Here is a 23,064-nt window from a genome sequence, read left to right on the forward strand (position 1 = left end):
GTTCGCGCTTCCGTTAGCTTCCCTGAGGAACAGTACCAAGTCCTGGAAAGGATTGCGGCAGAGAACAGGGTCTCTCTTGCCTGGGTCGTCCGCGACGCGATCGATGGCTACTTGAAAGCTAAGTGGCCTCTTCTCCTGCAAGGCTCCGATGCCGAAGATGCGCAGTAGAGAAGCGAGAGAGCGTGCAGAAAAAATTTGAACAAAGTGGTGGAGAGATCAGGGTGCTATCCCTGTTCTCCGGTTGCGGTGGCATGGACTTCGGCGTGGAAGCGGCTGGCGGCCACGTCATCTTCTCGAACGACATACTGGCCGATGCCTGCAAGACGCTCGAGAAGTACTTTCCCGGCGCGGACATCCGCAATGCGGACATCTCGGGCATCCAAGCCTTTCCAGATGCCGACGTTGTCGTGGGCGGCTATCCCTGTCAATCGTTTTCTATGGCAGGGAACCGGGATCCTGAAAAGGATGAGCGCACGAGCTTGTACAAGCAATTCCTGCGCGTAGTCGGCATTGTCCAGCCCAAGTATTTCGTCGCGGAGAACGTGTCCGGCCTCAAGCAGTTGAGCAGCGGCACCTTCTTGAAGGAACAGCTTGAAGCCTACGATGAGGCCGGCTACAACGTCGCCTACAAGCTTCTGAACGCCAAGGACTATGGTGTGCCGCAATCGCGCAAACGGCTATTCATCGTTGGCGTGAGGAAAGACCTGAACCAGTCCTTCGAATTCCCCAAGGAAACCCACGGCAAAACAACCAAGGCTTCGGGCCCGCTACTGCCGTACGCGTCACATGGCGAAGCGATCAAGGGCATGCCGCTGTGCGCCAGAGGGCGAGTTCTACGAGCGTCCGCATGATCCCGAGGGCCACTTCTCTTGGTACTACATGTCCAGGAACCGCAAGGCCAAATGGGCGGACCCAGCATTCACCGTCGTTGCCAACTGGAGGCACATCACGCTGCATCCAGCCAGCCCGGTGATGACCCTGACGTGGTCGAACCTTGCTGATGGGTGGAAGCAGCGCTGGGACTTCTCTGGCGAGTACGAGCACCTGGAGGCCAATCCGAAGCGCAAGAAGCTTGAAACACCGCGTAGGCTGTCGTGGCGCGAATGTGCGCGCATCCAGACCTTCGACGCCAAATTCACGCCAATTGGAGACACGGAGTCGAAGTTCACCCAGATCGGGAACGCAGTTCCGCCAAAGCTTGCAGAGGCCATATTCACCCACCTGTTCTCCGGTGCTGGTTTGGTTGCACAAAAGGTTCCGGGCGCCCGCAAGGGCGCCTAGGACCGTTATGCATTCCCCCGGTGAGCCTGAACGAGTATTGATGTGAGCAGCGCAACCACCACCCTCGTCACCGCTGTCATATCTGCAGCGGAAGTTTCTCAAAACGAAGCGCAGCTGCGGCATGCGCTCGAGAATGCGCTTGAGCAAGCTTGCTTGGACCGATCCATTCCTTGGACGCCATTCCAACTCGAGCGTGCCCTCAAGGAGAAGGGTAAGCCCACCAAGTTCGCCGACGTGGCGCATGGTGCCGTGGTCATCGAATACGAGCCGCCGAAGTCGTTTGGCGGACGCGCTGGCGCAAAGGCGATACACGCGCGCAAACAGGCTGAAGAGTATGCAGACCTGATCTCTGCCGAAGAGGGGCGCGCTCTTGAGGAGTACGTCATGGTCGCCTGGGACGGCGCACACATCACCTTTGGCCGTTTCGATGGCGCGGCCGCAGCAACCACTTGGGAAGATGTTGTGGCATTCGACGGGATTGCCGCGGACCGCCTGCTTGCCGCTTTGGAAAGCAACGGCTGCCCGCTGGTCCACCCACAGCTCCTACAAGCGTTGGTGGGGCCCGACTCGGAGTACGGTACGGCGCTGATTCCCGAGCTTTATGCCAGCATCTGCAAGGCGGATGCTTCGGCGGCCACCACGAAAACCAAGATGCTGTTTTCGGAGTGGCGCAGGCTCTTTAGCCAGGTCGTAGGTTTCCAGCCTGCGCAAATGCAGAAGCTGCTCGCCCGGCAGGAGATCTCCCATGACCAACCGTACCAGGACAACCCTGCTGCATACCTGTTCGCGCTCAATACGTACATAGCCATCATTGCGAAGGTAGTCGCTGCCTGTGCCCTTCCAAAAGTCAGCCAAGACGTACTGGAGCCGGGAGTGCCAGTGGCAGAGCGGCTGCGCGCGGTGGAGACAGGCGAGTTGTTTGAGCACGCCGGCATCCTGAACATGCTGAGTGGCGATTTCTTCTCGTGGTACTTGGACGACAACGACTGGTCACGCTACCAAGACTCGCTCGGCGCCATGCTGGGAAGGCTGAGCGGGGTCGACTTCGCCGTATCCAAAAAACACGCGGATACCACGCGGGATCTGTTCAAGGGTATCTACGAGCGGTTCATCCCTCGGGAAGTCAGGCATGCGCTTGGCGAGTTCTACACGCCGGACTGGCTGGCTGAACATGGCATGGACCTGCTCGAATGGCAGCCATCGGATTCGCTGACGGATCCCACGTGCGGGTCGGGCACCTTCTTGCTCGAAGCGATTCGTCGCCGGCGCAAGGCCGGCAACGACGCTACGGCCCAATCGCTGCTCGCGGGTATCCACGGCATCGACCTCAATCCACTTGCCGTCCTTGCTGCAAAAGGGTCGCTTGCCGTCTTCCTGTCCCCACACCTGGACCCTGCGCATCCCATCCGCCTACCGGTGTACTTGGCAGATGCCGTCTACCCTGCCGCCGTCGACTTCTTCCGGAACTACAGCCACGTCCTCCACACGGAATTGGGACCCAGGGAGTTTTCCGTCCCTGAGAGGATGATCGGACACCCGGATTTCTTCCGGATCTTCGCGAAGATACGGATGTTGATCGATGCAGACTACGCTGCAGCAAAGATCTGCGGTTCGATCCTCGCCGACCTGCAAGCCATGGGGCTTGATCCGTCCGACATTTCCATTGTTGGCAATACTGTCGGAAACTTGGTCGAACTCCACGACCAAGGATGGAATGGCATCTGGTGCTCGATACTGGCTGACCGCTTTGCGGCAGGTGCGATTCCGCCGTCATCCCACATCTGCGGCAACCCGCCTTGGGTCAAGTGGAGCAACCTGCCAAAGGACTATGCCCAGTCGATCCAAAAACATTGCCGGGGGCTCGGCGTCTTCAGCGCCGACAAATGGGTGGGTGGCATCGAGTCGGATATCTCGACTGTGATCACCTACCAGGCCGTGAAGCACTACCTTGCCCGCGATGGGCGCTTGGGCTTCTTCCTACCTGGATCCGTGTTCACGACCGAGTCCAGCGCCGGCTTCAGGCGCTTCTCGATTGACAACGGCAGCTTGCAGTGCCGCGTCCTGCTGGTTGAGGACTACCAGGACATCAGGCCGTTCGATGGTGTCAGCAACCACCCCACATTCCTGATACTCCAAAGGGATGCAGCCACCGTATTTCCTGTTGCTTACCGCTCATGGACCGCAGACCCGGACAAGAGCACCAACCAACGGACCTACGCTTCGGCGGAGCAGTTCCGCCAGACTGCCAAACGGATCGATGGAACTGCGGTACCAGTGCCAGGGGGCGATGGAACGCGCCCATGGCTGGTCGGCTCCACGCAAGACCAAGCCGTGTTTTCGAAGGTCTTTGCAGCAGGTGCAAAGCCTGAGTACAAGGCACGTAAGGGCATTACGACCGACCGCAACGGCATCTTCTCGGGTCCATGCCACTGGTGCAGTCGGAACTGACCTGGTAACGGTGTGCAATGCGGCAGACATTGGCAAGACGAAAGGGATTCCCCTGATCACCGCGACGGTCGAGTCAGAGCATCTTTTCCCGCTTCTGCGGGGCCGTGGTGTCTCGCCATTCAATGCCGTGCCAGAAGCGGACCTCCGGATCCTTGTTCCCCAACGGGGCATGCATGGCGACCCGAATCTGCCGTCCGACAGCCCGCACACGTTCAAGTTCCTCAACCGCTTCAAGAGCCATCTTGAACAGCGGTCCAGCCTGAAGAGATTCCAGAAGGGGCAGGAGTTCTATTCGCTTTGGAGCACGGGGTCCTACACATTCGCTCCGTTCAAAGTACTCTGGCGCGAGATGGGCAACACCTTCGCAGCCGCTTATATCGGCAGCGCCTCAATCGAACACGCGGGCGAAAAGATTGTTGTACCGGACCACAAGCTCTATTTCATCCCGGTCGAATCTGAGCCCGAGGCGGCGTACCTGACAGGCTTCCTGAACGCGCCCACGATCGCCAAGGCAGTGTCTGCATATGCGGCGCAGCTCAGCCTGGGTGCCAGCGTTGCGGAGTACCTCAACATTCCTAAGTTCGACGATACCAATGGACAGATGGCTGCCATTGGCAGTATCGCGCGAGATCTCACCAATGGTCTGCGCAGCATGCAGCCTGCAGACTTGGAGCAGCTGGACTTGCGGGTCCGGGAACTGCTGTCGATTTAGCGGAGGCAGTGTGTGCCAAGGCGAGTGCACAGGCTGCCTCTGTACAAGCAGCCGGACCAGATCGTTGGCGTTAGACGGTCGGGGCGCTCGCTGAAAGACGGCCGGTGCGTTGCGAGTACCACTGCATAGCCTCTTCCGAAACCGCCATGATGGCTAGGCGGCCAGTCGCCCTGGTGCATGCGACATACAAATCATCAGCACTAAGTGCCCGGATCCGTCCAGGAACATCGGCATGGAGCAGAACCACATTCTTTGCCTCAAGGCCTTTGAACGACCTGATGGTGGAGAAGTAGACGAAGCCAGGCTTTCCCAGCAACGTGATGTCTTCGGTCAACTCAAGGCCATAGGCCCGCCTTGCCGAGGCCAAGTAGGAGTTGTCCAGCCTGAACGGAGACAGGAAGACCGCTCCGCCCTCCGGGCTCAGTTCATGTGCCGCTGCCCATGCAGATGCCGGGGCCGTCGCTGCGCTCCATCCCTTCTTCACAAGCGGGGCGGCACCCAACGGAACGCCCGGCATGTGCATCACCGAAAGTTCGCAGCAGCCATTCGTGGCTGCGTTCACCCGCTGGGTATTTCGGCAGTTGTGATACAGCCTAAAGGTGACCTCAGCGCCTATCGGTTCCTGCTTGGAAGACCTGTAGACGTTCTGATCCCAATCGGCAAAGAAGAGCCATTGGCCGGAGGGCGTGAGCAGTTCCAGCAACGCAAGCAGCCGAAGCTCCCCGAAGTCTTGGCCCTCATCCACGATGATCGCGTCGTACTTGGACAGCAGCGGCAGTTCCGATGCCACGTCCTGTACGAGGGACGGAAGCTCTTCCGTGAAGAAGCGATCGCCGATGGGGTGTTCTTCTGGTGTCGCGGCAAGCTGAAAGAAAAGTCGGTCGACGGAAGTGATTTTTTCCGCCATTTCTGGATTGGCTAGCTTCAAATGTTCGGAAAGGGCCTTGTTGAAACACACGTACAGGACGCGCTTTCCCTCTTCGATCAGGGCGTCCAACTTCCAAAGCGCGAGCAGGGTCTTGCCCGAGCCTGCAGGGCCAACGATGGCGACCCGCGGCAGCTCAAATGCTCCCCGCAGAGCTGCGAACTGTTGCCTGGTCAGCTCATCGAGATCGACGGCATCGTCGTCGGCATTCATGGGAACGTCTCGAGGCGCAATGCGGAAGGAGTTATTCGAAAGGATTGCAGCAACCCGTCCTGCCATATCGGCTGTGAATTCGCTGCTCCGCTGCTGAGGAATCCGGGACTCTAGAGCACCTCTTATTCTCCGTTCCAAGCGATGCATTTCCTGGGAGGGCACCACTGTGCTGGGGTCGTAGAGCGAGGAGGAGCCTTCAACCTGACCATTTGGGTATGCGACGAGGAAGGCAAACGCACCAGGGAACCGTGGCCGGGGCAACCGGTCGCAAACCGCCTTTGCCAGCGTGTGCATGTTCCTGCACGCCTGCTCCGGCGGAGGCTCGTCGATCGGCACCTCAGCTCGGACCTGCCCTGTACGCCGGTCGGTTTCTTGCCGGTACCAAGTCCCGTCCTCGCCTACACGGACCGACCGGGAGCCCTTCACTTCTAGCACGGCCATTCCGAGGCCTGGGACCAGTACAACGAAGTCGCACTGACCATCCCGAACCAAGCCCTGGTCATTCTGCAAAGCCCAGGCGACGTTGCACACCACTATCCAGTCTTGTGGCAACTGGTTCGCCAAAAGGCGGCGCACTTCCCGCTCCCAGCGGTCGATACTGATCTGTCCAAGTATCTTCGGCATATCAGGAACCCCCTCCGTTGGAGCGCAGCGCAATCAGGGGCAGGTTTGGACATGATTGGCGGTCGAGATGTGCGCCGCCGAGAACTTTGATGCGCAAGCCAGCTCCTGCAAAGTTAGAAATGTTCACCTTGGCCGGCCTCCCGTTGAAGTCTGCGAGCCAGACACCTGGCTGGGCTGTCCAGCCATCCACGCTGGACACTCTTGTCCACTGCACGCCATCTTGGGCCAAAGCCCCACCTTCTGGCATGTCTATCAGTTCCTGCATCCAAGGATCTATTGATGCGAGAGGCGTGCCACTGCCCGCGGCCGAGCTTGCCGTACTGATATCGATTTTCGGAAAGAGATGCAGGTTGCCACGCACCCACGCCATTCGGCGCGACAGGTTGAATGAGTCGATCAAGTAAATTTCCGTTGCCCCGATGCTGCGGGCCCAGTCCTCAAGTTCCGAATCGATTGGTCCTGAGCCCGTAACGGAAGCCGCCCATAGCGGATGACTCACCAAATAGAGGATGAGCGAGTCTTGCCCTGCCACGCTGCCTCGCGCTATCCAGCCATGTTCGCCCCTAGGCCCACTCTGCCGAGCCTGGGCGCTCCTCTCATAGGCTGAACAGTAGGTGTCTGCCAGGTCTGAGGCGAGGGCGCTCCAGCTGCGCAGTCCCACATCCCAATCCTCAAAGAACCGGTCCCGGCCAGGCACAAAGGTTGGGTCTTGCATTGCGTGCAGCAGCTCAAGTCCCAGACGCCACTCGATCAGCCCGTGAAGTTGCCGGTTCCGGAAACCGCGAAGCAAAATATCAGGCGAGCGCCATACCAGTTCGCTTTGATCGGAACGCCTGCATTCCTGCCTGATCATTGAGCCGAGCCTGGTGTGGTCGCCAGAACCGCTGATGCATCCGGCCAACAACGCGGCCCAGTTGCGGTTGGCCCAGTCGACAAGCCCGGCGCCATTGGGGTGGGCATCTGCAAGGTAGAGCTCCGCGCCGGACACATCGCTGTCCTGCAGGTATCTGTGGACAGACGCGATCTCGATATCAACCGAGTCGATGTCAAGTTCCAAGGCAATTGCGCGTTGCAAGATGGTCGCTGCGGAATACCAGGCAGCTCGCTTTGCGCAAAGTTCCTTCTCGCCATCAAAGAAGGCCAAGCCGTTGCCATCAAGAAGCCTGACGCTCAGGATGTCTGTCGTCTTCGGGGAGGCGATGCTTGCAGAGATCTCGGCCTCGTCATTCGAGGCCCTCCAGATCTCGCCGTTCAACCATTGATTCCCGTTGAGCTGACGAAGTGAGGGAGTCCGATTGAAGCCGAATGGCTTGCCCTTCGGGCCCTGCGCGATCCTGTAAACCTGTCCTTGGTGGTCCAAAGCCAGGAAGGCCCTTCCAAGCTGGCGATGCTGCGCCGTGCGTAGTGAAGGCGAGGCCACAAAAGACCTCGGTCCACCATTTCGCGAGGATTCTGTGGACGCCACTGGCTTTTCGATGTTGAGGTCGGTCACAAAGCCATTGGGAACAACTGCCAAGGATATAGCCGCAACAGCGCCGCATCTTGGGCAGGGTTGAGGCGGTGGATTCCTGATCCAAGACTCGTTCCACCCATCTATCGCGGTGGTGGGCTGCAACGTGACAGGATCGGCACGATACACGGTGAAGTTCCGGCAGCCTTGGCAAAAAAGCTGCCACGTTGCGCTGCCGATCGGTCTGTCAATCGTCGACCACCTGTTGATACGGTCATGGTCAATGGAGCCCGCGAGGCCAATCGGCGAAAGCAGCCGCTTATCCCAGACCCGCTCGGAGCCGGGCGCAAAGTCGGTGATAGCCTGGTCGAGGGTCCGGTCAAGAACTTTTGGCTCCCGCGATTGGCCCGCAGGCTCAGGTGGAAGGTGGAAGTACAGGTTGCGCACCGACGTGGGCATGCCATACATCGGCAGTACACCCGCTTCGGCCAGTGCCGTAGCAAGGCCCTGAGCCGTATCAGAGGCTGAGCTTGCAACGCTCGCGAGCTGCGTTGGCAAACACCGCGCTTCATTTGCGAGCCCAACAGGATCGATTCCCGTGCCGTTCGAGACTACCTGCGCGATGCCGGAGATCTGATCGCTGTGGTCCAGGAACCATTGCTCAACCATTGCCTTGCGTTGGTCGCGATAGTCGCGGACAAGTCCCATTTCTCCATGCGTATCGACGGGCTTGCCCGAGTGGTGCCAGGTGCAGCCGGCAGACCGGAATGCACGGCGAAGGACTTCTTTGGCAACCAGGCGTTCAGCGAGCAAGCGCTGGTCTTCAGTGACTGAAACCGTTGGTTGGGGCGGCGTCCCGCCCGTCATCTCTTCGGGATGGTCGAAATGGATCCGATCGTGCGTCTGGCCTCGGCAGTAGGTGAGGACTACCGAAAAGGCTTGTCCTTTGCGGCCAGCACGGCCTGCACGCTGCTGGTAGTTGAAGCGCTCAGGAGGCATGTTGGCCTGGAACACTGACTGAAGGGCACCAATGTCTACGCCCACCTCCATCGTCGTGGTCACGGAGAGCAAGTCGATCGTGTCAACTTGGGGCACGATTGTTCGCCGCACCACATCCTCGATGCTTTCCCCTGGAAAGAAGACGTCGCGGAAATGCCGCTGGCGCTGGGCCTGATCGCTTGTTTGTCCGGTCAGTTCCTCGGCATGTATCCGGAATGTCGATCCTTCATCGGACGCCAGATAGGCGTAGTAGTGGTCCTGCTCAATCTCTGCCGCCGAAAGCTGACCATTGGGGGCCGAAGGCAGATGTGCAGTGCAGCGGGAGCAGACTCCTGCAGACGGCTGCCAGTGGAGCTGGCCGCACCGCCCGCACACCCAAGGCCGGGCATCGCGTGGCGGAACTTTTACCCAGAGAGAGGAGAGCGAAACGATGCCCCACGCGTCATTGGAGCCGTGTCCAACCCGAGCCAAGGCGTCACGCACGCTGTCCCTTAGGCCCTCCCAAGCGACGCCAAGCCTGCTGGCGCACGCAGCCAGGTACGTCACGATCCGCGCCTTGTCCGCACCCTCCCTGCGGCTCCCGCTCGGGTGGATCGCGGACCACCGCTCTGGCGGCCAGTCCCTTTGGGGGGGCTCCGTGCGCCGCTGTTCAGTGAAGATCCGAATGACGCTCTCACAGACTCCTCGGAAAACTTGCTCATCAACATTGGAGGGCGCAAGAGCGCTCACTGATGGAGGCAAGCATAGATAGCCGACGCCTTGTGCTTCAAGGTCATAGAGCAGCCGCCCGGATATGGCCCGCCAAGATTGCCGGCGCAGGGCGACGCCAAACTGCTCAAGGCTGGCGATCTTGTCTTGCGGAAAATCAGCGGACGCGAGCTTTGGACCACCGGTATTGGGGCCGAATTCGAAGAGTGACGTCCAATCCTCGTCTTTTCCGACACGTTTGGAATCGATGCCTGGCCCCGCAGGATTGACCCCTAAACCCGCAAAGTGCTCCCATAGGGGGGGAAGCGTCTGCCTGGCTGGATTCGGCAGAGAAAGAAACTCATCGAAACGCACGAACCCGGGTTTCCAGTGAGTCAGGCGATCGACGTTTGATTTGGCTTCTTCGCTGGCGAACTCCGGATCGCCATGTACGGATCGGGCGTCTTGCCAGAACGCCATCAAGGCCTGCAACTGGGCTGGCGGCACCGACTCTTTGCTTGCGCGCAGGAGCGTGTGTGCATGGGATACATCGCCTGCATAAAGGGCATCAAGAAGCTGGCGCTTGATGGGTTCGATCCCTCCGGTTGCCCTTTCGCGGATCTCACGCAGCACAGCGACCCGCAGCAGGTGCTCCCATTGCTCGGTCTCGACCCCGTTGGCCAGTCTGGCGGCAGACTGCCTGCTGTCAGAGAACGCGACGAGCTTGCGGCCAGCGCCCACGGGCATGACACCCATGAGGTGTTTGGTCAGCAGCAGCGAAGTCTGGTTCAGGCCGGTTGCAAAAGACCGTATAGGGGCCGGCCGGCCGCCTTTGCGCGCGGAGTAGTCGATCTTGCATGACGGGCAGCGCTGTGGCATCGCCGGCAGCAGGTCGCCCGATGTCTCCAGGCGGAACCAAAGGCAAGGAACTTCATTGCCCGTGGGGTTCTTGCCTACTTCGACAATTCCCGTTGCGGGGTCGATAGAGGAGCGCTGCCAGCTCGCTTGAGCCGTGGTCACAGGCTTCCGGTCGGTCTCACGGCGTTCCTCTGATCCCTGTGTCCACTGCAGCTCGGACGGATCGGAGGCTCCTTCCCAATCGTCCGGCAGCAAATGCACCACTCCCAAATTGTCATAACGCTGTGCGTCGGTCCTGGTCTGGGGTGTTGACTCCGGCAATCCCTCGATTGCAGGAGGCATGGGCGCCAGCTCGAATCGATCGATGCTTCCGGGAATGGATGCAGAAGTCTTGTAGCCGGCAAGCAGCTGTGTTCCGCAGCACTCGCAGTACAGCACTTCAAGGGCCCGCTTGCCTTCAACCTCCATACGGGGTTCAGCAAGCAAGCGCCCAACCCTCCGGCGCCTGTCTTGGCCGACATGTTGAGCGATGGCCCACAGTCCATCGATGTTCTTGACCATCCAGTGGAACCTAATCCGCGGCAAAGGATGGGCAGGCTGGACCTTTCCCACGGAGAAGTGTTTTGCGGCGTTTCCTGCGGCCAAGAACAACCCGCGCACGGCATCGCTGGCATCGTGTTCAGGCATGTGTGGGAACAGGCTCTGCAGCAAACTGGGGAGCGATACAGCACGGTGGCGGCCACGCTCTCCCTCTACTCTCCAAAAGGAGTCTGCAAGGCGCTTAGCAGGTATGGCGCCATCCCTGCTCGATCCAAACTCGCCCGCGAGTAGATCCACCGGCTTGGCTCCCTCAGCTTGCCGGGCAAGGTTCAAGCAATCGTCCGCAAAGGAAGGCGGGATTTCAGTGGGCCCTTCGGGAGACCCATTCAAGCTGACACCTCCCTCCACGTGGAAGCGCGCACGGGCAACTTCCGGCTCCATTCCGAAGAACTCGCCGAGGAACTTGTATGTGTTCTCTGCCTCCCCATCCAGCGAAGCACTGGAGGCCAGGATCTGTAGCTGGTTGCTGACCGGCTCTAGGCCGAGGCGTTCCAGCAGCAGCCGAAGCAAATATCCGACCTCCGTCCCAGCCGCGCCGCGGTAGAGGTGGAGTTCGTCAAGGACCAGCTGGAAAACATGGTTGTCCCGGTCTTCTGCAAGCCACCTGCGCGTGGTCTCAAAGATATCGGCGTCAGCGCGGTCGTCTGCTATGGCGGGGCTCGCCTGGCGCATGAGCATGATGGAGAGCATGCTCACGTTGGTGATCAGGAGGTCAGGAGGTGCCGCCTGCATTTCCCAGCGGTGGAACATCTCGGCCGAGCTGGGTGACATCCGCGGCACGAACGATATCTGCTCCGTCAAATTGTCGAGCTGCCGTTTGGCGTCCCCGGGATCGCCACCTGCAACTCCAGCCGAGCTCAGATGTTCGCGTGCGGCCAGGGTCGCTGCAACCAGCTGTTGGTACTGATCGATAGCGTCCTTAAAGGCCGCCTTGAGCTCGTCATGCTTCGGCCTATTCAGCTCCCGCTGGCCCTCGTCATTGAGCCGCCATGGGTGGCCTGGTACGGGGGTTGTGCCGTTGTACCGGCCGAACCGCACGCGGTTAGCGCCCCAGTGCTGATCAAATGCGGCGTGCGCATCATCGGAGTCGAGCGCGCGGCGCAAGCGGGACATCTGGTCTTCTACCAGCGCGTTCATTGGGTATAGAAGCAGGGCCCTGACTGCAGGTTTTCTCCGCTCGCCACGTGCAGCGGCTCGGTCAAAATTCCACGGTGGAGCGCTTTGCCAATGGGATGGCAATGCAGGAGGCGGCCTAGCAGCATCCCATCCCCCAGAAGACCTGAGTGCTTCCCTTGCGATGGACGCGAAGACCGGCAGCAAGAACGATTCGGTCTTGCCAGAACCTGTACCGGTGACGACCACACAATGCTTGCCTTGCATGGCGGCTTGGAGCATCCGTTGCTGATGCACGTACAAATCCGCGCCAGCGGGCATGAGCCCGGCGCCTGCCAGTGCGAGGAATCCACGCCTCGCCGCCTCATCCAAGCCTGGCAAGTCCGCTGCGTCAAGGCTGCCCAGCTTTTTGTCGGCCGCATAGGCGGGCAATAGCTCGAGGTAGGGCTCCTGGAACAGGACGCCCGCAGTGTTCAGAAGCGCCTCGCGCTCGGCCTCAAAGGACGGCGAGTCGGTGCCAAATGCCGATTGGATGTAACGCTTCAGATGGTCCTTGAGCTGTTCCCACGAACCGATGGGGTCCTCACCTATGGTCTCTTGCACTCTTCCGTCCTCCTAATTAGTCATAGTTTCCGAGCCTCGGGCGACTCCCAAGCACGCGAATGGCTGCAGGATGCATCCCAGCAGCCCGGCGACTTGGCGCGCCGTCTCGGCTGGAACCCACTGGTAGCGCAGCCAATAGCCTGGAACGAACTCTCCGTACATGTGGCTGATAGTCCCCACCGCATGCCCAGAACCGTTGTCGAAAACCGCCAACGCTCCGTCGGCATTGCGGGAGGGAGAAAGGGAGTGGGTCTCGGGGCCGGCTCCAGAACAAAGCGCCAGGGCCCGCTCTAGCACCGCCGGTGGTCGCAGCCGCGCAGGCACCCAAATGTCGCGTGTTTCTGGGTCATAGTGGAGAGGCCAAGGAAAGGCGTCGGTCCGGCCATGCTTGTCTTTGAGCATTTCCGCAAACGCCAACTGCGAGATCCACACGCCCCAACGGGAGTCGGGCACGTGCGAGTATCTTGAGGCGCCATCTGGGCGGCGAACACCCAGGACGTACAGCTGCAATGCAGCAGCCTGGGGGTCGTCAAAGCGGAAAAGCTGAGCGCCACACTCCTGGTCTATGGACATGCGGGGTTCGCTAGCCGGTACAAACCGTGCGGAGTCTGCTTTTAAACGATGTAGATGCCCCAGCTCGGCAGTAACAGACTCTGTGCCGCGCGATTCTGCAGCTCCCCTGGCGTGCCTCAGCGACTCTGCCCAGCGGGCCACATCCCGCGCTGGACTCGGCGCGAAATCGAAGCCCATTGAGGAACACGCGGCCTGGACGGAAAGCGCGTCGATCGCAGCCACGCGCAACATTGGAAGATGCCCTGCTGCGGCGTCTGCGACGGTGGCGAGGAAGTCGGCATTGCCTTGTAGCAAAGCCCATTGGGCGAGCCGCAGGGTTCCTGATACGCCGAACAGCGGCAGGCCCTCTTGTGTAGCGGGCAGCGCATACAGCGAGGGCGCTACGCTGTGTATGCGGACAAAGTGTCCCTTGCCATCGGCTTCTATTTCCAAGCACCCTCTTGCCCGGAGGTCCATCAACAAGGCAATGGGGAGAGCGTCTTCGGATAGCCGCAAGAGCTGGTCCCTAGCCGTGCCGTACGACATCGATCCACGCGCTGCCAGTGTGTCTAGGAATTTTGCGGCAATGGAGTCTTCGACGGATGCGCTCCCGCGTTTCAGTGAGGCTGTGGCCTCCAGCATCTCTTCGCTTTGCCAACCACCTTCAATCGGGTCTTGGCACCCACCTCCAATGGTGATGCCACGCAGTCCGCCAAGATTCGATCTTGGGAATCCCAAGGGGTCGAGGGAGAAAGGCCTGCTCTCTCCGCGGCCCTCTCCATCAGGATCAGCCACCCGTAGCCGAAGGCTCGCCAATCCAATCCCATTCGACACGAGGCTGATGTCGAAACTGCTGCGGGTCAATTCAATCGAGTTGACCACGAAACGCCTGACTCCAGATCGCCCATTACTGGCAAGGTGTTGCGGCACTTCCAACAGCGTCAGTCCGGGAGATTCGACAAGCGTGCCAGACGGCGCTTCGACTTCGATATCGGGCAGGTCGTAAGAAGCAAACAGCCGTGTGCCGCCGCGCAGTAGCCGACTTCCTCCCACAAGTTTCAACCTGGCCGGTGGCACGTCGGTGGCTTCGGGAGCATCGGCCAAATGTTGCCGATGCTGTGTAGAGAGGTGCTCTGCCCGATGGACGCAAGCCATCTGCCAGCCATCGGGCAAACCGCAGACCTGCATGGGCTCGAAAGAGATCCGCTCCCGCTGCAGCCAAGGACCGGTCCTGGTCCAATCCACCGAACTGCAAACCAGGTAGAAAACCCCGTAGAGAGGAATCTCCCGCTCAATGAGCTGTTGTCCCAAGCGTGGATCGATCGAGTTCCAAACCAGTATCCGGCGGCTTGCCCGGCTGATCAGTTCCACGCGGTATTGGTCGCCGCATGCTCCAACGCTATCGTCTTCAAATCGGACCTGCACTGCGAGCTGGGCCAATGACGAAGAGGAGAGAGCCGCTACGGAGTGGCGGATGCTGGATTCCGAGAGATCCGTTAGAAATGTTGCGCTGGCGCGATGGAGGAAAGCCGGCTGGCGTTGACCAGCGATTTCAAAGCAGCAACGCGGCGCATCGACGACTGCAGGAAAGCTCCAGCGCACATCCCAGCCATTCGGCACTTCGTCTGAGGGCGACAGGACCAGGGTGACTGCGGCCCCAATCTGGCCTTGCTCCTTTACCAGCGGCCCAGCGCTGCGGTTCTCTGCGTCTGCGTGACCAATATTTGGCCTGCTTCCACTCCACGACCGGAGAAGCTTGCGCAATAGGGCGGCGAGTTGCGGGACATAGGCGGGCTCCGCCATTGCAATACAAAGCGGCCTCGTCAGGTAGGGCGCGTTGCGGCCGCGCTCAAGCAGGGATGTCAACGTAGAGTCGCTTAGCTCCTGGCCTGGTCGCAGCCTGGCCTCCCAAAAGAGCCTGTAGAGGTTCCTTTCGTCCTGGCGGCTGACTAGGCATTGCGAACGCGCGATACCGACAAACCGATGTTCTCCCAGAACGCGGTAGTGGAAGTTGCCGAACCGGCCAGCACACTCCTTGCACGACCAAGCTTCGAGGTCTTCCCATGCCTTGGACATGGCTTCGGTGATCCTCGGCTCGCTTTTGAATTGGGGGCCTAGCAAACGCTGCACTGAAGCGTAGAAGCCGTGTTCCAGCTGCTCACCCGATGCGGCCAGCACCCATAGCGCGAGGATAGGAAGGTATGCAGGCGCTCGCACGCGGGCATACCTTGGATTGGATGCTCCTGGATCCTCGTACAACAGCGTGCGAAGGGGGTCCCTGCGCTGTTGAACCAAGATGCGGGCGGTGTCCGCGCAATTGGGACCGTTCGGCACCCAAGGAGGGCCAGATCCGACGGCGTCTATCAACCCATGAGCGCCACCGAGATGCAAGCCGAAAGAGTCGAGTTCGGCGCGTGTGGCGCGGATCCACACCTCTTCGTTTTCAGCGGCTTCCGAAAAGAACTCCGACAACAGCAGATTGTTCCACGCGACGAAGCGGGACATCGTGCTGCGCCGGCTAGTAACCTATAGCCAAGAACGCGGCATCGGACCGCCAAGGCGCAGTCGCGGCCTGGTGAATGGGATTTTCTGCCTTGATCGGTTTGCGGCTCGGCGACATGCATTCCCCTCCTTTGATGCTGCTTATTTATTTGGCAGGTACATTTTGCAACATGTTTGCAAAGTCGTGGGACACGCATCACATTTGGCAAGAGGCGGACTCACCCCGTATGCTGGCCGTTACTGTCGCGCGGCGCTACCACCTTTATCTGAAGCTCGTGAACTAGTCCCTGGTGCACCCCAAAATGACTGCATTTGCAAGGCAGTCTTGGGTACACGCAAGAACGGGGCGTTGTGGTATTCGGAGACACCGCATGGGCCGCCTCTCAAACACGGACTTTTGAGCGGACCAGCGCTGATAAAGAAAGATGATGGCCTGGTGCGGAATCGAACACCGATACGCGGACTTTTTATCTCCAGCTCCACACCCATATCGCCGTGAGGCGGACGAGCGGAGACATTGTGCGTTCGCTTGCCACAAGCAGCTACCGCCGCCTAGCGGCCATCGAGTTACCGCGTTTGGCTCGAGGGCCTCGGGGCAGGTTTGGCCCCGATTCCTTTAACCGCAGTAAGCAGGGCCTGCGACCCTGTCGAGCTTGTTGCAGTTGTCCGCAGCTTCAAGCAACCTGCCCGAGAGCGCACGTGCCTGCTCGGGGGTGAGTTTCCATTCCAGTTCGAAGGGCTCTTCGTGTACCTGAAGCAGCACCACACCAGGCACGCCCCGTTCTGCGGTGCGGCTTGCGAGGACGTTGAGTCCCGCTGTTGACCATTGCTGAATCGTCAGTGACATGCGTTGGGCGGGCAGATCGTGTGGCTTGCTGGGTTTCATGCGGTGGCTCCTTTGTCGTTCATGTCCAGTTCGCGCAGCACGGCCAGGCGGCACACGCTGGCCATGGAGCGTTGTTCGCGCTCGGCCCATTGCTTGACGCGTTCTAGTTCGGCCGGCATGAGTCGCAGCGCGATGGGGCGCGAGCTGTTGACGCCGTTGGGCACGCGCTTGCGTGTCGAAGAGACAGCTGATCGGGTCATGGCGAAGTAACTCCTTCCCTGGGCTAGCATTGAGTAACGGAAAAATACACAACCAAGCGGAAAAATGCGATCAAACGATCCATTGTAAGCGATTTGAACGATTTAATGAATACTTTTGGTTCACGTTTTCGCGAAGAACGGCGACGGCTCGGCCTGCTCCAGCAGGAGGTCGCAGATGCCACCGGGCTTTCGATGCGCGCGATAGGGACCTACGAGAGAGGGGTGCGCAGTCCGGATGCCGAGGTGCTGATGCGTTTGATCGATCTGGGCATGGACGTGTACTACGTGTTGACGGGCGAGCGCGTTGGCACCAGGCTGGATCTGGACCCGATGCAGCGCTCGCTGCTGGATGATTTCGAGCGATGCCCCCCGGAGGCGCAGCTGGAGTTGGTGAAGCAAGCAGCGCTGATGGTCAAGGGTGTGGCACCACCGGCTTCGAGCACGCCAGCCCGAAAACCGCGGGCAAAGGCCACCGCCCCCGCCAAACAAAAAAAGAAGATCGACTAGTCAGGCCAGCCTGAAGATCCGGCCATGGCCTTCTCGCTGATCTGCAACGGTTCGCCCCTGCCGCATGAAGAGCCGCACAACGCGGCGGTGCCGTGGTGGAGTTTCACGAAGACGGTGTTGTCGGCCGCCTCGCTGACCCTGGTGCGCGACGGCCTGGTCGGGCTCGACGAGGCGGTGCCCGAAGGCCCGTTCACGCTGCGCCATCTTCTAAGGCACGAGGCCGGGCTGGCGGACTATGGCGAGCTGCCCGACTACCACGCCGCCGTGGCGCGCCATGAGGCGCCCTGGCCGGCAGACGAGATGCTGCAGCTCCTGGACGCCACCCGCCTTCGCCACGCGCCCGGGGCCGGTTGGCGGTATTCCAACGTGGGTTACCTGTATGTCGCGCGGCTCATCGAGCGCGTGGCGGGCCTCGCGCTGGAAGACGCGCTCGCGCAGCGGGCGCTGGCGCCGCTGGGTGTGGCGGGTGTTCGTCTCGCGCAAGCCCCGGGTGATGTCCAAGGCTCCCCGGCCTACCACCCGGGCTGGGTCTATCACGGCCTGCTGGTGGGCCCGCTGTCGGGCGCGGCGCGGTTCCTGGACGGTCTGCTGGCCGGGCAGCTGCTGCCCGATGCGCTGTTGCGCGAGATGCAGACGGCGCGCCACCTGGGCGGGGCCATCCCCGGGCGGCCGTGGACGTCGGCGGGTTATGGCCTGGGGCTGATGCAGGGCACCGTGGACGCGGGACTCACGGTGGCCGGGCACACCGGCGTCGGGCCGGGCAGTGTGGTGGCGGTCTACCGTTGCGCCCAGGGTGCCCGTTCGGCGACCTGCGCGGTGTTTCATGCGGGGGCCGACGAAGGCCGCGCGGAGAGAGACGTGGTCGATCGTCTCTCGCGGTGCTTGGCGCGCTGAGGCCGGCCGGGGGCGCCCGAGGGTCTCGGTTACCGAGGCAGCACCGTGCCCCGGCACTCCCCGAACCCGATGCGCCGGTAGCCTTCGCGCTCGCAGTGCGCGCGCAGCACGATGGTGTCGCCGTCCGCCAGAAAACCCAGGGTCTCGCCGTTCGCCAGCGTCAGCGGGCGTTGGCCGCCTTGCGTGAGCTCGAGCAGTGAGCCGCCCTGTTCGGGCGCGGGGCCCGAGATCGTGCCGCTGCCCAGCAGGTCGCCGGCCCGCAGGTCGCAGCCGTTGACGGTGTGGTGGGTCACCAGCTGCGCGGCGGTCCAGTAGGCGTCGGTGAAGTTGGATCGGCTGAGCCGCTCGGCCGCGTGGCCGCTGGCGCGCATGGCCGCGGTCTGCACCCACACTTCCAGCGCGATGTCGATCGCGCCTTGTTCGCGGTTGCGGGCCGAGTCCAGGTAGGGCAGCGGGGCCGGGTCGCCCTCGGGCCGCGTGAAGGCCTGGCGGTAGGGCGCGAGCGCTTCCATGGTGACGATCCAGGGCGAGAGCGTGCTGGCGAAGTTCTTCGAGAGGAAGGGGCCCAGGGGCTGGTATTCCCAGGCCTGGATGTCGCGCGCGCTCCAGTCGTTGAGCAGCACGATGCCGAAGAGGTGGTCTTCCGCGTCTTCGATGGCGATGGGCTCGCCCTGCTGGCTGGGCTGGCCGATGACCAGGCCGAGTTCGAGTTCGTGGTCCAGCCGCTTGGTGGGTTGCAGCGTGGGCGCGGCGCCGTTGCCGGGGCTCAGCTGGCCCATGGGGCGCTTGAATTCATCGGGGCTCACGCGCAGCGTGGAGGCGCGGCCGTGGTAGCCGATGGGCACCCATTTGTAGTTGGGCAGCAGGGGGTTGTCGGGCCGGAACAGCTTGCCGACCGTGGTGGCGTGGTGGATGCCGGTGTAGAAGTCGGTGTAGTCGCCGACGTCGAAGGGCATGCCCATGCGCACGCTGGCTTGTGGGTGCAGCGCGGCTTTGAACGTGGCTTCTTTCGGGCTGCCCTGGCGCAGGCCTTCGCTGAGGGTGCGGCGCAGCACCCGCCGTTGTTCGGGTGCGAGCGCCAGCAGGCGCGCCATGTCGCTGTGGTCCAGCACACCGGCGTGCTGCAGGTCGAGCACCTGGTCGCCGATCGCCACGCCGATGCGCCAGCCGGGTTCGTCGCCCACGGTGAACCGGCCGTAGGGCAGGTTCTGGATGGGGAAGTCGGTGGCGGGGTGATTGGCGGACGCCAGCCAGCTCTGCAGGCCGGCGCCGTGGGTGTCGTCGATGCGGTGCGCGGCCATGGGGCTTTACTCCACTTGGATGTTCTGGCGCTTGATGACCGCGCCCCATTTCTGGGTTTCGGCCTTCATGAAGGCGGCGAACTGCTCGGGCGTGCCGCCGGCGGGCTTGAGCGATTGTTCGTCCAGGAACTTCTGGAACTCGGGCGACTTGAGCGCGGCGTTCACGCCGCCGTTGAGCTTGCTCACCACGTCGGCCGGCACACCGGCGGGCGCGAGCAGGCCGACCCAGGAGGTGGCTTCGAAGCCGGGGTAGGTGTCGCCCACGGTGGGCACGTCGGGCAGCGCGGCGATGCGCTCGCGCGAGGTCACGGCCAGCGCGCGCATCTTGCCGGCGCGGATGTGGGCCAGCACCGAGGTGACGCTGACGAACATCACCTGCACCTGGCCGCCGAGCACGTCGGTGATGGCGGGTGCGCCGCCCTTGTAGGGCACGTGGTTGAACGCGGTGCCCGAGGTGGCCTTGAAGAGTTCGGTGGTGAGGTGGTTGGAGCTGCCCGCGCCGGTGGAGGCGTAGTGCAGCGTGTCGGGCTTGGCCTTGGCCAGGTCCACGAGTTCGCGCAGGCTCTTGGCCGGCACCGAGGGGTGCACCACCAGCACCAGCGGCGAGGTGGCGATCAGCGCGATGGGCTTGAGGTCCTTGTCGGAATCGAAGGTGAGCTTGTAGAGCAGCGGGTTGACGGCGTGCGTGTCGAAGGCGGTGAGCAGGGTGTAGCCGTCGGCCTTGGAACGCGCGACCTGGGCCGCGCCGATGGAGCCGCCCGCGCCGGCCTTGTTCTCCACCACCAGGGTCTGGCCCAGGCTGGCGCTGAGTTCGGTACCGAGCTTGCGCGTCACGTTGTCCACGATGCCGCCGGCCGGGAAGGGCACGATCACCTGGATGGTCTTGTTCGGGTAGGCGCCCGACTGCGCGCTGGCGGCCAGCGGCAGGCCGCCCACGGCCAGGGCGATGGCGCCGGCCACCACGGTGCGGCGGCGGGTGAGCGGAAGGGATGCGTGGTTCATGTTGTCTCCAGAGAAGGGAAAGAAAGAGAGAAGGGGGATGTCAGTCGTTGAGCACCGCGACCGCGCGCACCCAGCCGGCCGAGCCGTGTTTGATCTTGATGGGGAAGCAGCTGATGTCGAAGCCGTGCGAGGGCAGCTGGTCGAGGTTGGAGAGCTTCTCCATCTGGTAGTAGCCGATGTCGCGGCCGGCCTTGTGGCCTTCCCAGATGATGGAAGGGTCACCGTCGCGCTCGAAGCGCTCGACCACGAACTTGAAGGCCGCGTCCCAGCTGTAGGAGTCGGTGCCGACCACGCGCACGCCGCGCTCCAGCAGGTAGAGCGTGGCCGCGCGGCCGAAGCCGCAGGCGCTTTCCCAGTAGTCCTCCTGGCCCTGGCGCGCGCCGGCGCGGGTGTTGGCCACCACGATGTCCAGCGGCTGCAGCTCATAGCCGATGCGCTTGAGCTCGGCCTCGATGTCCTGCGGCGTGACCACGTAGCCGGCCTCGAAGTGGCGGAAGTCGAGCTTCACGCCGGGGCGCAGGCACCAGTCCAGCGGCACCTCGTCGATGCCGGGGGCAGGGCGGCCGCCTTCCTGCAGCGCGTGGTCGGTGGTGGGGTGGTAGTGCCAGGGCGCGTCCATGTGCGTGCCGGCGTGGGTGGAGAGCGAGATCTTTTCCACCGCCCAGGCCTTGCCCTCGGGCAGCGAATCGGGGCCGATGCCGGGGAACAGCTTGGAGAACAGCTCCCACGACTGGTCGTGGTCGGCGTACTGGATCTGCGGGCGGTGGTGGGCCGGCGAGGTGGGCTTGTCTTCCAGCGTGACGGAGAGGTCGATGATGCGGCGGGGCATGGGGGCTTGTTTACGGTGAGGTGGGGGAGGAAGGCGAGGCGGGCCGCGCGCGCAGGCCGGCGACCACGAAGGCGACCAGCTGGCGCACGATGGTTTCGGGGTCGTCGGTGTCGCACAGGCCGCCCGAGAGGCGGTTGAGCCGGTGGTAGGCCGCGTCAGCGTCGGACACGATGTAGTGCATGGCGCCGATGGCGAAGGCGTAGCGCCAGAACGCGTCCTGCCGGCTCAGGCCGGGCTCGGCGTCCATCAGGGCCTGCACGAACAGCAGGGCGGTGCTGTCGTACTGCTGGAACAGCGCGCTGTTCGTGAATTCGCTGGGCAGCGCGCGCGCCTGCAGGATCAGGCGCGTGAGCAGGCGGCCGTCGCCGGTGGCGTCGGCGCTCAGGCGGATCGGGGGCGCCAGCAGCGCTTCCACCACGTGCTCGAGCGAGCGGCCCGGGCCGTCGGGCTGCTGCGCCAGCATCTCGCGGCGCAGCTGGTTCACCGGGTCGGCCACGGTCTGCAGCACCTCGCGGATCAGCGCTTCCTTGGAGCCGAAGTGGTAGTGGATCGCCGCCACGTTGGTCTCGCTCGCGGTGGTGATCTCTTTCAGCGAGGCGGCCTCGAAACCGCGCGTGGCGAAGACGCGCAGCGCGGCCATCACGATCTTGGAGCGCGTCGAGTCCTTGGGTTTGGGGGCTGGGGTGTTCATGTGAAATTCAAATTTTAATTTGAAATGTAGATTTGAAGTCTGGTCTGGGGCATTGGTACAAACCCTAGGTCGGCGGGGAATGCGGGCCGCATCTCCGAGGCGGATTCTCATCAAACGAGAATGCAAATTGACCGGCCCCGGGGCGCGGCGCCACCATCCCGACCCTCACACCGCTTCCCATTCGATACTGGAGACTCCATGAAACCTTCCCGCAACCTGGCGCGTGCCCTGGCGCGCACCCTGGCCGCCCTCAGCCTGGGCGCCGCGAGCGCCGCCTGGGCCGGCCCTTTCCAGGGCGGCATCGTCACGCTGATCACGCCAGCCTCCTCGGGCAGCTCGTTCGACAACGCCGCGCGCGCCCTGGCCGACGGCCTGGCCAAGACCTGGGGCATCCCGGTCGTGGTGAACAACCGCCCCGGCGCGGCCACCATCCTGGCCACCAGCGTGGCCGCCAAAGCCGCGCCGGACGGCCGCACGATCCTGCTGTCCGTCACGCCCACGATCCAGGCGCCCTTTCTCTCCACCAAGCTGGACTACGACCCCGTCACCAGCTTCGCGCCGGTCGCGCAGATGTTCGACGCGCGCCTGTGGCTGGCGGTGAACACCCAGGTGCCCGCGCGCACCGTCAAGGAGTTCGTGGCCCTGGCGAAAGCGCCGAACGCGAAGTTCGCCTACTCCTCGCCGGGCAACGGCTCCACGCCGCACCTGAACGCGAGCCAGCTCGCGCACCAGGCCAGGATCGAGATGCTGCACGTGCCCTACAAGGGCGTGGCGCCGGCCGTGGTGGACCTGGCCGCCGGCATGGTCACCGCCACCTTCGCGAGTTATTCCGACCTGGTGCCGCACGTGCAGAGCGGGCGCGTGCGCATCCTCGCCAGCACCGGCGCCGAGCGCTCGCCGCTGAGCCGCGACGTGCCCACGATGAAGGAGGCCGGCTACGCGGACTTCGAGACCGTGGGCTTCGGCGGCCTGGTGGTGCCGGCCGGTACACCGCAGCCGCTGGTGGACGAGATCTCGCGCGACGTGATCAAGGTGCTGGCCCAGCCCGAGGTCAAGGGGCGCCTGATCACGCTCGGCCTCGAACCGCACAGCCAGGGCCCAGCCGAGTTCGGCAAGCTGATCGTGGCGCAGACCGCCTACTGGAAGAAGGTGATCAAGGACGCCGACGTCAAGCCCGAATGAAAGTC

At 62.5% G+C, this 23,064-nt stretch carries 16 protein-coding genes and 1 pseudogene; 7 read left to right on the forward strand and 10 right to left on the reverse strand.

Annotated features, from left to right (window positions below; genetic code table 11):
• The first annotated feature begins 182 nt into the window (after positions 1 to 182).
• Genes ACFJGX_RS04845 through ACFJGX_RS04860 form a run of 4 tightly spaced genes read left to right on the forward strand, consistent with a single transcriptional unit; the run spans position 183 to position 4,441 of the window.
• Positions 183 to 851 (forward strand): DNA cytosine methyltransferase, encoded by a 669-nt coding sequence (locus ACFJGX_RS04845; protein ID WP_382327877.1) that lies wholly within the window; start codon positions 183 to 185, stop codon positions 849 to 851.
• 28 nt (positions 852 to 879) lie between these two features.
• A complete protein-coding gene (locus tag ACFJGX_RS04850; RefSeq protein WP_382327879.1) occupies positions 880 to 1,281 on the forward strand; it encodes a DNA cytosine methyltransferase in 402 nt (133 codons plus the stop codon).
• A 42-nt stretch (positions 1,282 to 1,323) separates the two neighbouring features.
• A complete protein-coding gene (locus ACFJGX_RS04855; RefSeq protein WP_382327881.1) occupies positions 1,324 to 3,729 on the forward strand; it encodes an N-6 DNA methylase in 2,406 nt (801 codons plus the stop codon).
• 10 nt (positions 3,730 to 3,739) lie between these two features.
• Positions 3,740 to 4,441 (forward strand): hypothetical protein, encoded by a 702-nt coding sequence (locus tag ACFJGX_RS04860; RefSeq protein ID WP_382327882.1) that lies wholly within the window; start codon positions 3,740 to 3,742, stop codon positions 4,439 to 4,441.
• A 70-nt stretch (positions 4,442 to 4,511) separates the two neighbouring features.
• Here the strand turns inward: ACFJGX_RS04860 and ACFJGX_RS04865 are convergent, their stop codons facing one another.
• The 6 genes and pseudogenes from ACFJGX_RS04865 to ACFJGX_RS04890 form a co-directional block, all read right to left on the reverse strand.
• Positions 4,512 to 5,579 (reverse strand): AAA family ATPase, encoded by a 1,068-nt coding sequence (locus ACFJGX_RS04865; RefSeq protein WP_382325800.1) that lies wholly within the window; start codon positions 5,577 to 5,579, stop codon positions 4,512 to 4,514.
• A gap of 315 nt (positions 5,580 to 5,894) precedes the next feature.
• Positions 5,895 to 6,203: pseudogene (locus ACFJGX_RS04870) on the reverse strand (NERD domain-containing protein); the annotation flags it as partial.
• A gap of 1 nt (position 6,204) precedes the next feature.
• The gene (locus tag ACFJGX_RS04875) at positions 6,205 to 12,513 is read right to left on the reverse strand and encodes a DEAD/DEAH box helicase (protein ID WP_382322487.1); all 6,309 of its coding nucleotides are present in this window, start codon (positions 12,511 to 12,513) and stop codon (positions 6,205 to 6,207) included.
• 12 nt (positions 12,514 to 12,525) lie between these two features.
• Positions 12,526 to 15,570, reverse strand: a complete 3,045-nt coding sequence (locus ACFJGX_RS04880) for a hypothetical protein (RefSeq protein ID WP_382322486.1) — start codon at positions 15,568 to 15,570, stop codon at positions 12,526 to 12,528.
• Between the two features lie 613 nt (positions 15,571 to 16,183).
• Positions 16,184 to 16,453: a hypothetical protein gene (locus tag ACFJGX_RS04885; RefSeq protein ID WP_382322485.1), complete on the reverse strand. Its 270-nt coding sequence runs from the start codon at positions 16,451 to 16,453 to the stop codon at positions 16,184 to 16,186.
• Positions 16,450 to 16,653 carry a hypothetical protein gene (locus ACFJGX_RS04890; RefSeq protein WP_382322484.1) on the reverse strand — a complete coding sequence of 68 codons (204 nt, stop codon included), beginning with the start codon at positions 16,651 to 16,653 and terminating at the stop codon, positions 16,450 to 16,452. Before ACFJGX_RS04890 ends, ACFJGX_RS04885 begins: the two co-directional genes overlap by 4 nt.
• 105 nt (positions 16,654 to 16,758) lie before the next feature.
• On the opposite strand from ACFJGX_RS04890, the gene ACFJGX_RS04895 reads away from it, so the two are divergent.
• Complete coding sequence (locus ACFJGX_RS04895; RefSeq protein ID WP_382322483.1) at positions 16,759 to 17,160, forward strand: helix-turn-helix domain-containing protein; 402 nt, start codon at positions 16,759 to 16,761, stop codon at positions 17,158 to 17,160.
• A gap of 24 nt (positions 17,161 to 17,184) precedes the next feature.
• Positions 17,185 to 18,054 (forward strand): serine hydrolase domain-containing protein, encoded by an 870-nt coding sequence (locus ACFJGX_RS04900; protein ID WP_382322482.1) that lies wholly within the window; start codon positions 17,185 to 17,187, stop codon positions 18,052 to 18,054.
• Positions 18,055 to 18,083: 29 nt separating this feature from the next.
• On the opposite strand, the gene fahA is transcribed toward ACFJGX_RS04900, so the two are convergent.
• From fahA to ACFJGX_RS04920, 4 genes are read right to left on the reverse strand one after another with little or no spacing between them, the layout of a single operon-like run.
• Positions 18,084 to 19,355 carry a fumarylacetoacetase gene (gene fahA, locus ACFJGX_RS04905; RefSeq protein WP_382327884.1) on the reverse strand — a complete coding sequence of 424 codons (1,272 nt, stop codon included), beginning with the start codon at positions 19,353 to 19,355 and terminating at the stop codon, positions 18,084 to 18,086.
• Positions 19,356 to 19,361: 6 nt separating this feature from the next.
• Positions 19,362 to 20,357 (reverse strand): Bug family tripartite tricarboxylate transporter substrate binding protein, encoded by a 996-nt coding sequence (locus ACFJGX_RS04910; RefSeq protein ID WP_382322481.1) that lies wholly within the window; start codon positions 20,355 to 20,357, stop codon positions 19,362 to 19,364.
• Between the two features lie 40 nt (positions 20,358 to 20,397).
• Positions 20,398 to 21,186 carry a cyclase family protein gene (locus ACFJGX_RS04915; protein ID WP_382322480.1) on the reverse strand — a complete coding sequence of 263 codons (789 nt, stop codon included), beginning with the start codon at positions 21,184 to 21,186 and terminating at the stop codon, positions 20,398 to 20,400.
• Positions 21,187 to 21,196: 10 nt separating this feature from the next.
• Positions 21,197 to 21,877 carry a TetR/AcrR family transcriptional regulator gene (locus tag ACFJGX_RS04920; protein ID WP_382322479.1) on the reverse strand — a complete coding sequence of 227 codons (681 nt, stop codon included), beginning with the start codon at positions 21,875 to 21,877 and terminating at the stop codon, positions 21,197 to 21,199.
• 198 nt (positions 21,878 to 22,075) lie between these two features.
• Between ACFJGX_RS04920 and ACFJGX_RS04925 the strand changes: the two genes are divergently transcribed.
• Positions 22,076 to 23,059: a Bug family tripartite tricarboxylate transporter substrate binding protein gene (locus tag ACFJGX_RS04925; RefSeq protein ID WP_382322478.1), complete on the forward strand. Its 984-nt coding sequence runs from the start codon at positions 22,076 to 22,078 to the stop codon at positions 23,057 to 23,059.
• Positions 23,060 to 23,064: the final 5 nt, after the last annotated feature.

This window comes from Hydrogenophaga sp. UC242_50 (assembly GCF_042697355.1).
GTDB lineage: Bacteria > Pseudomonadota > Gammaproteobacteria > Burkholderiales > Burkholderiaceae_C > Hydrogenophaga.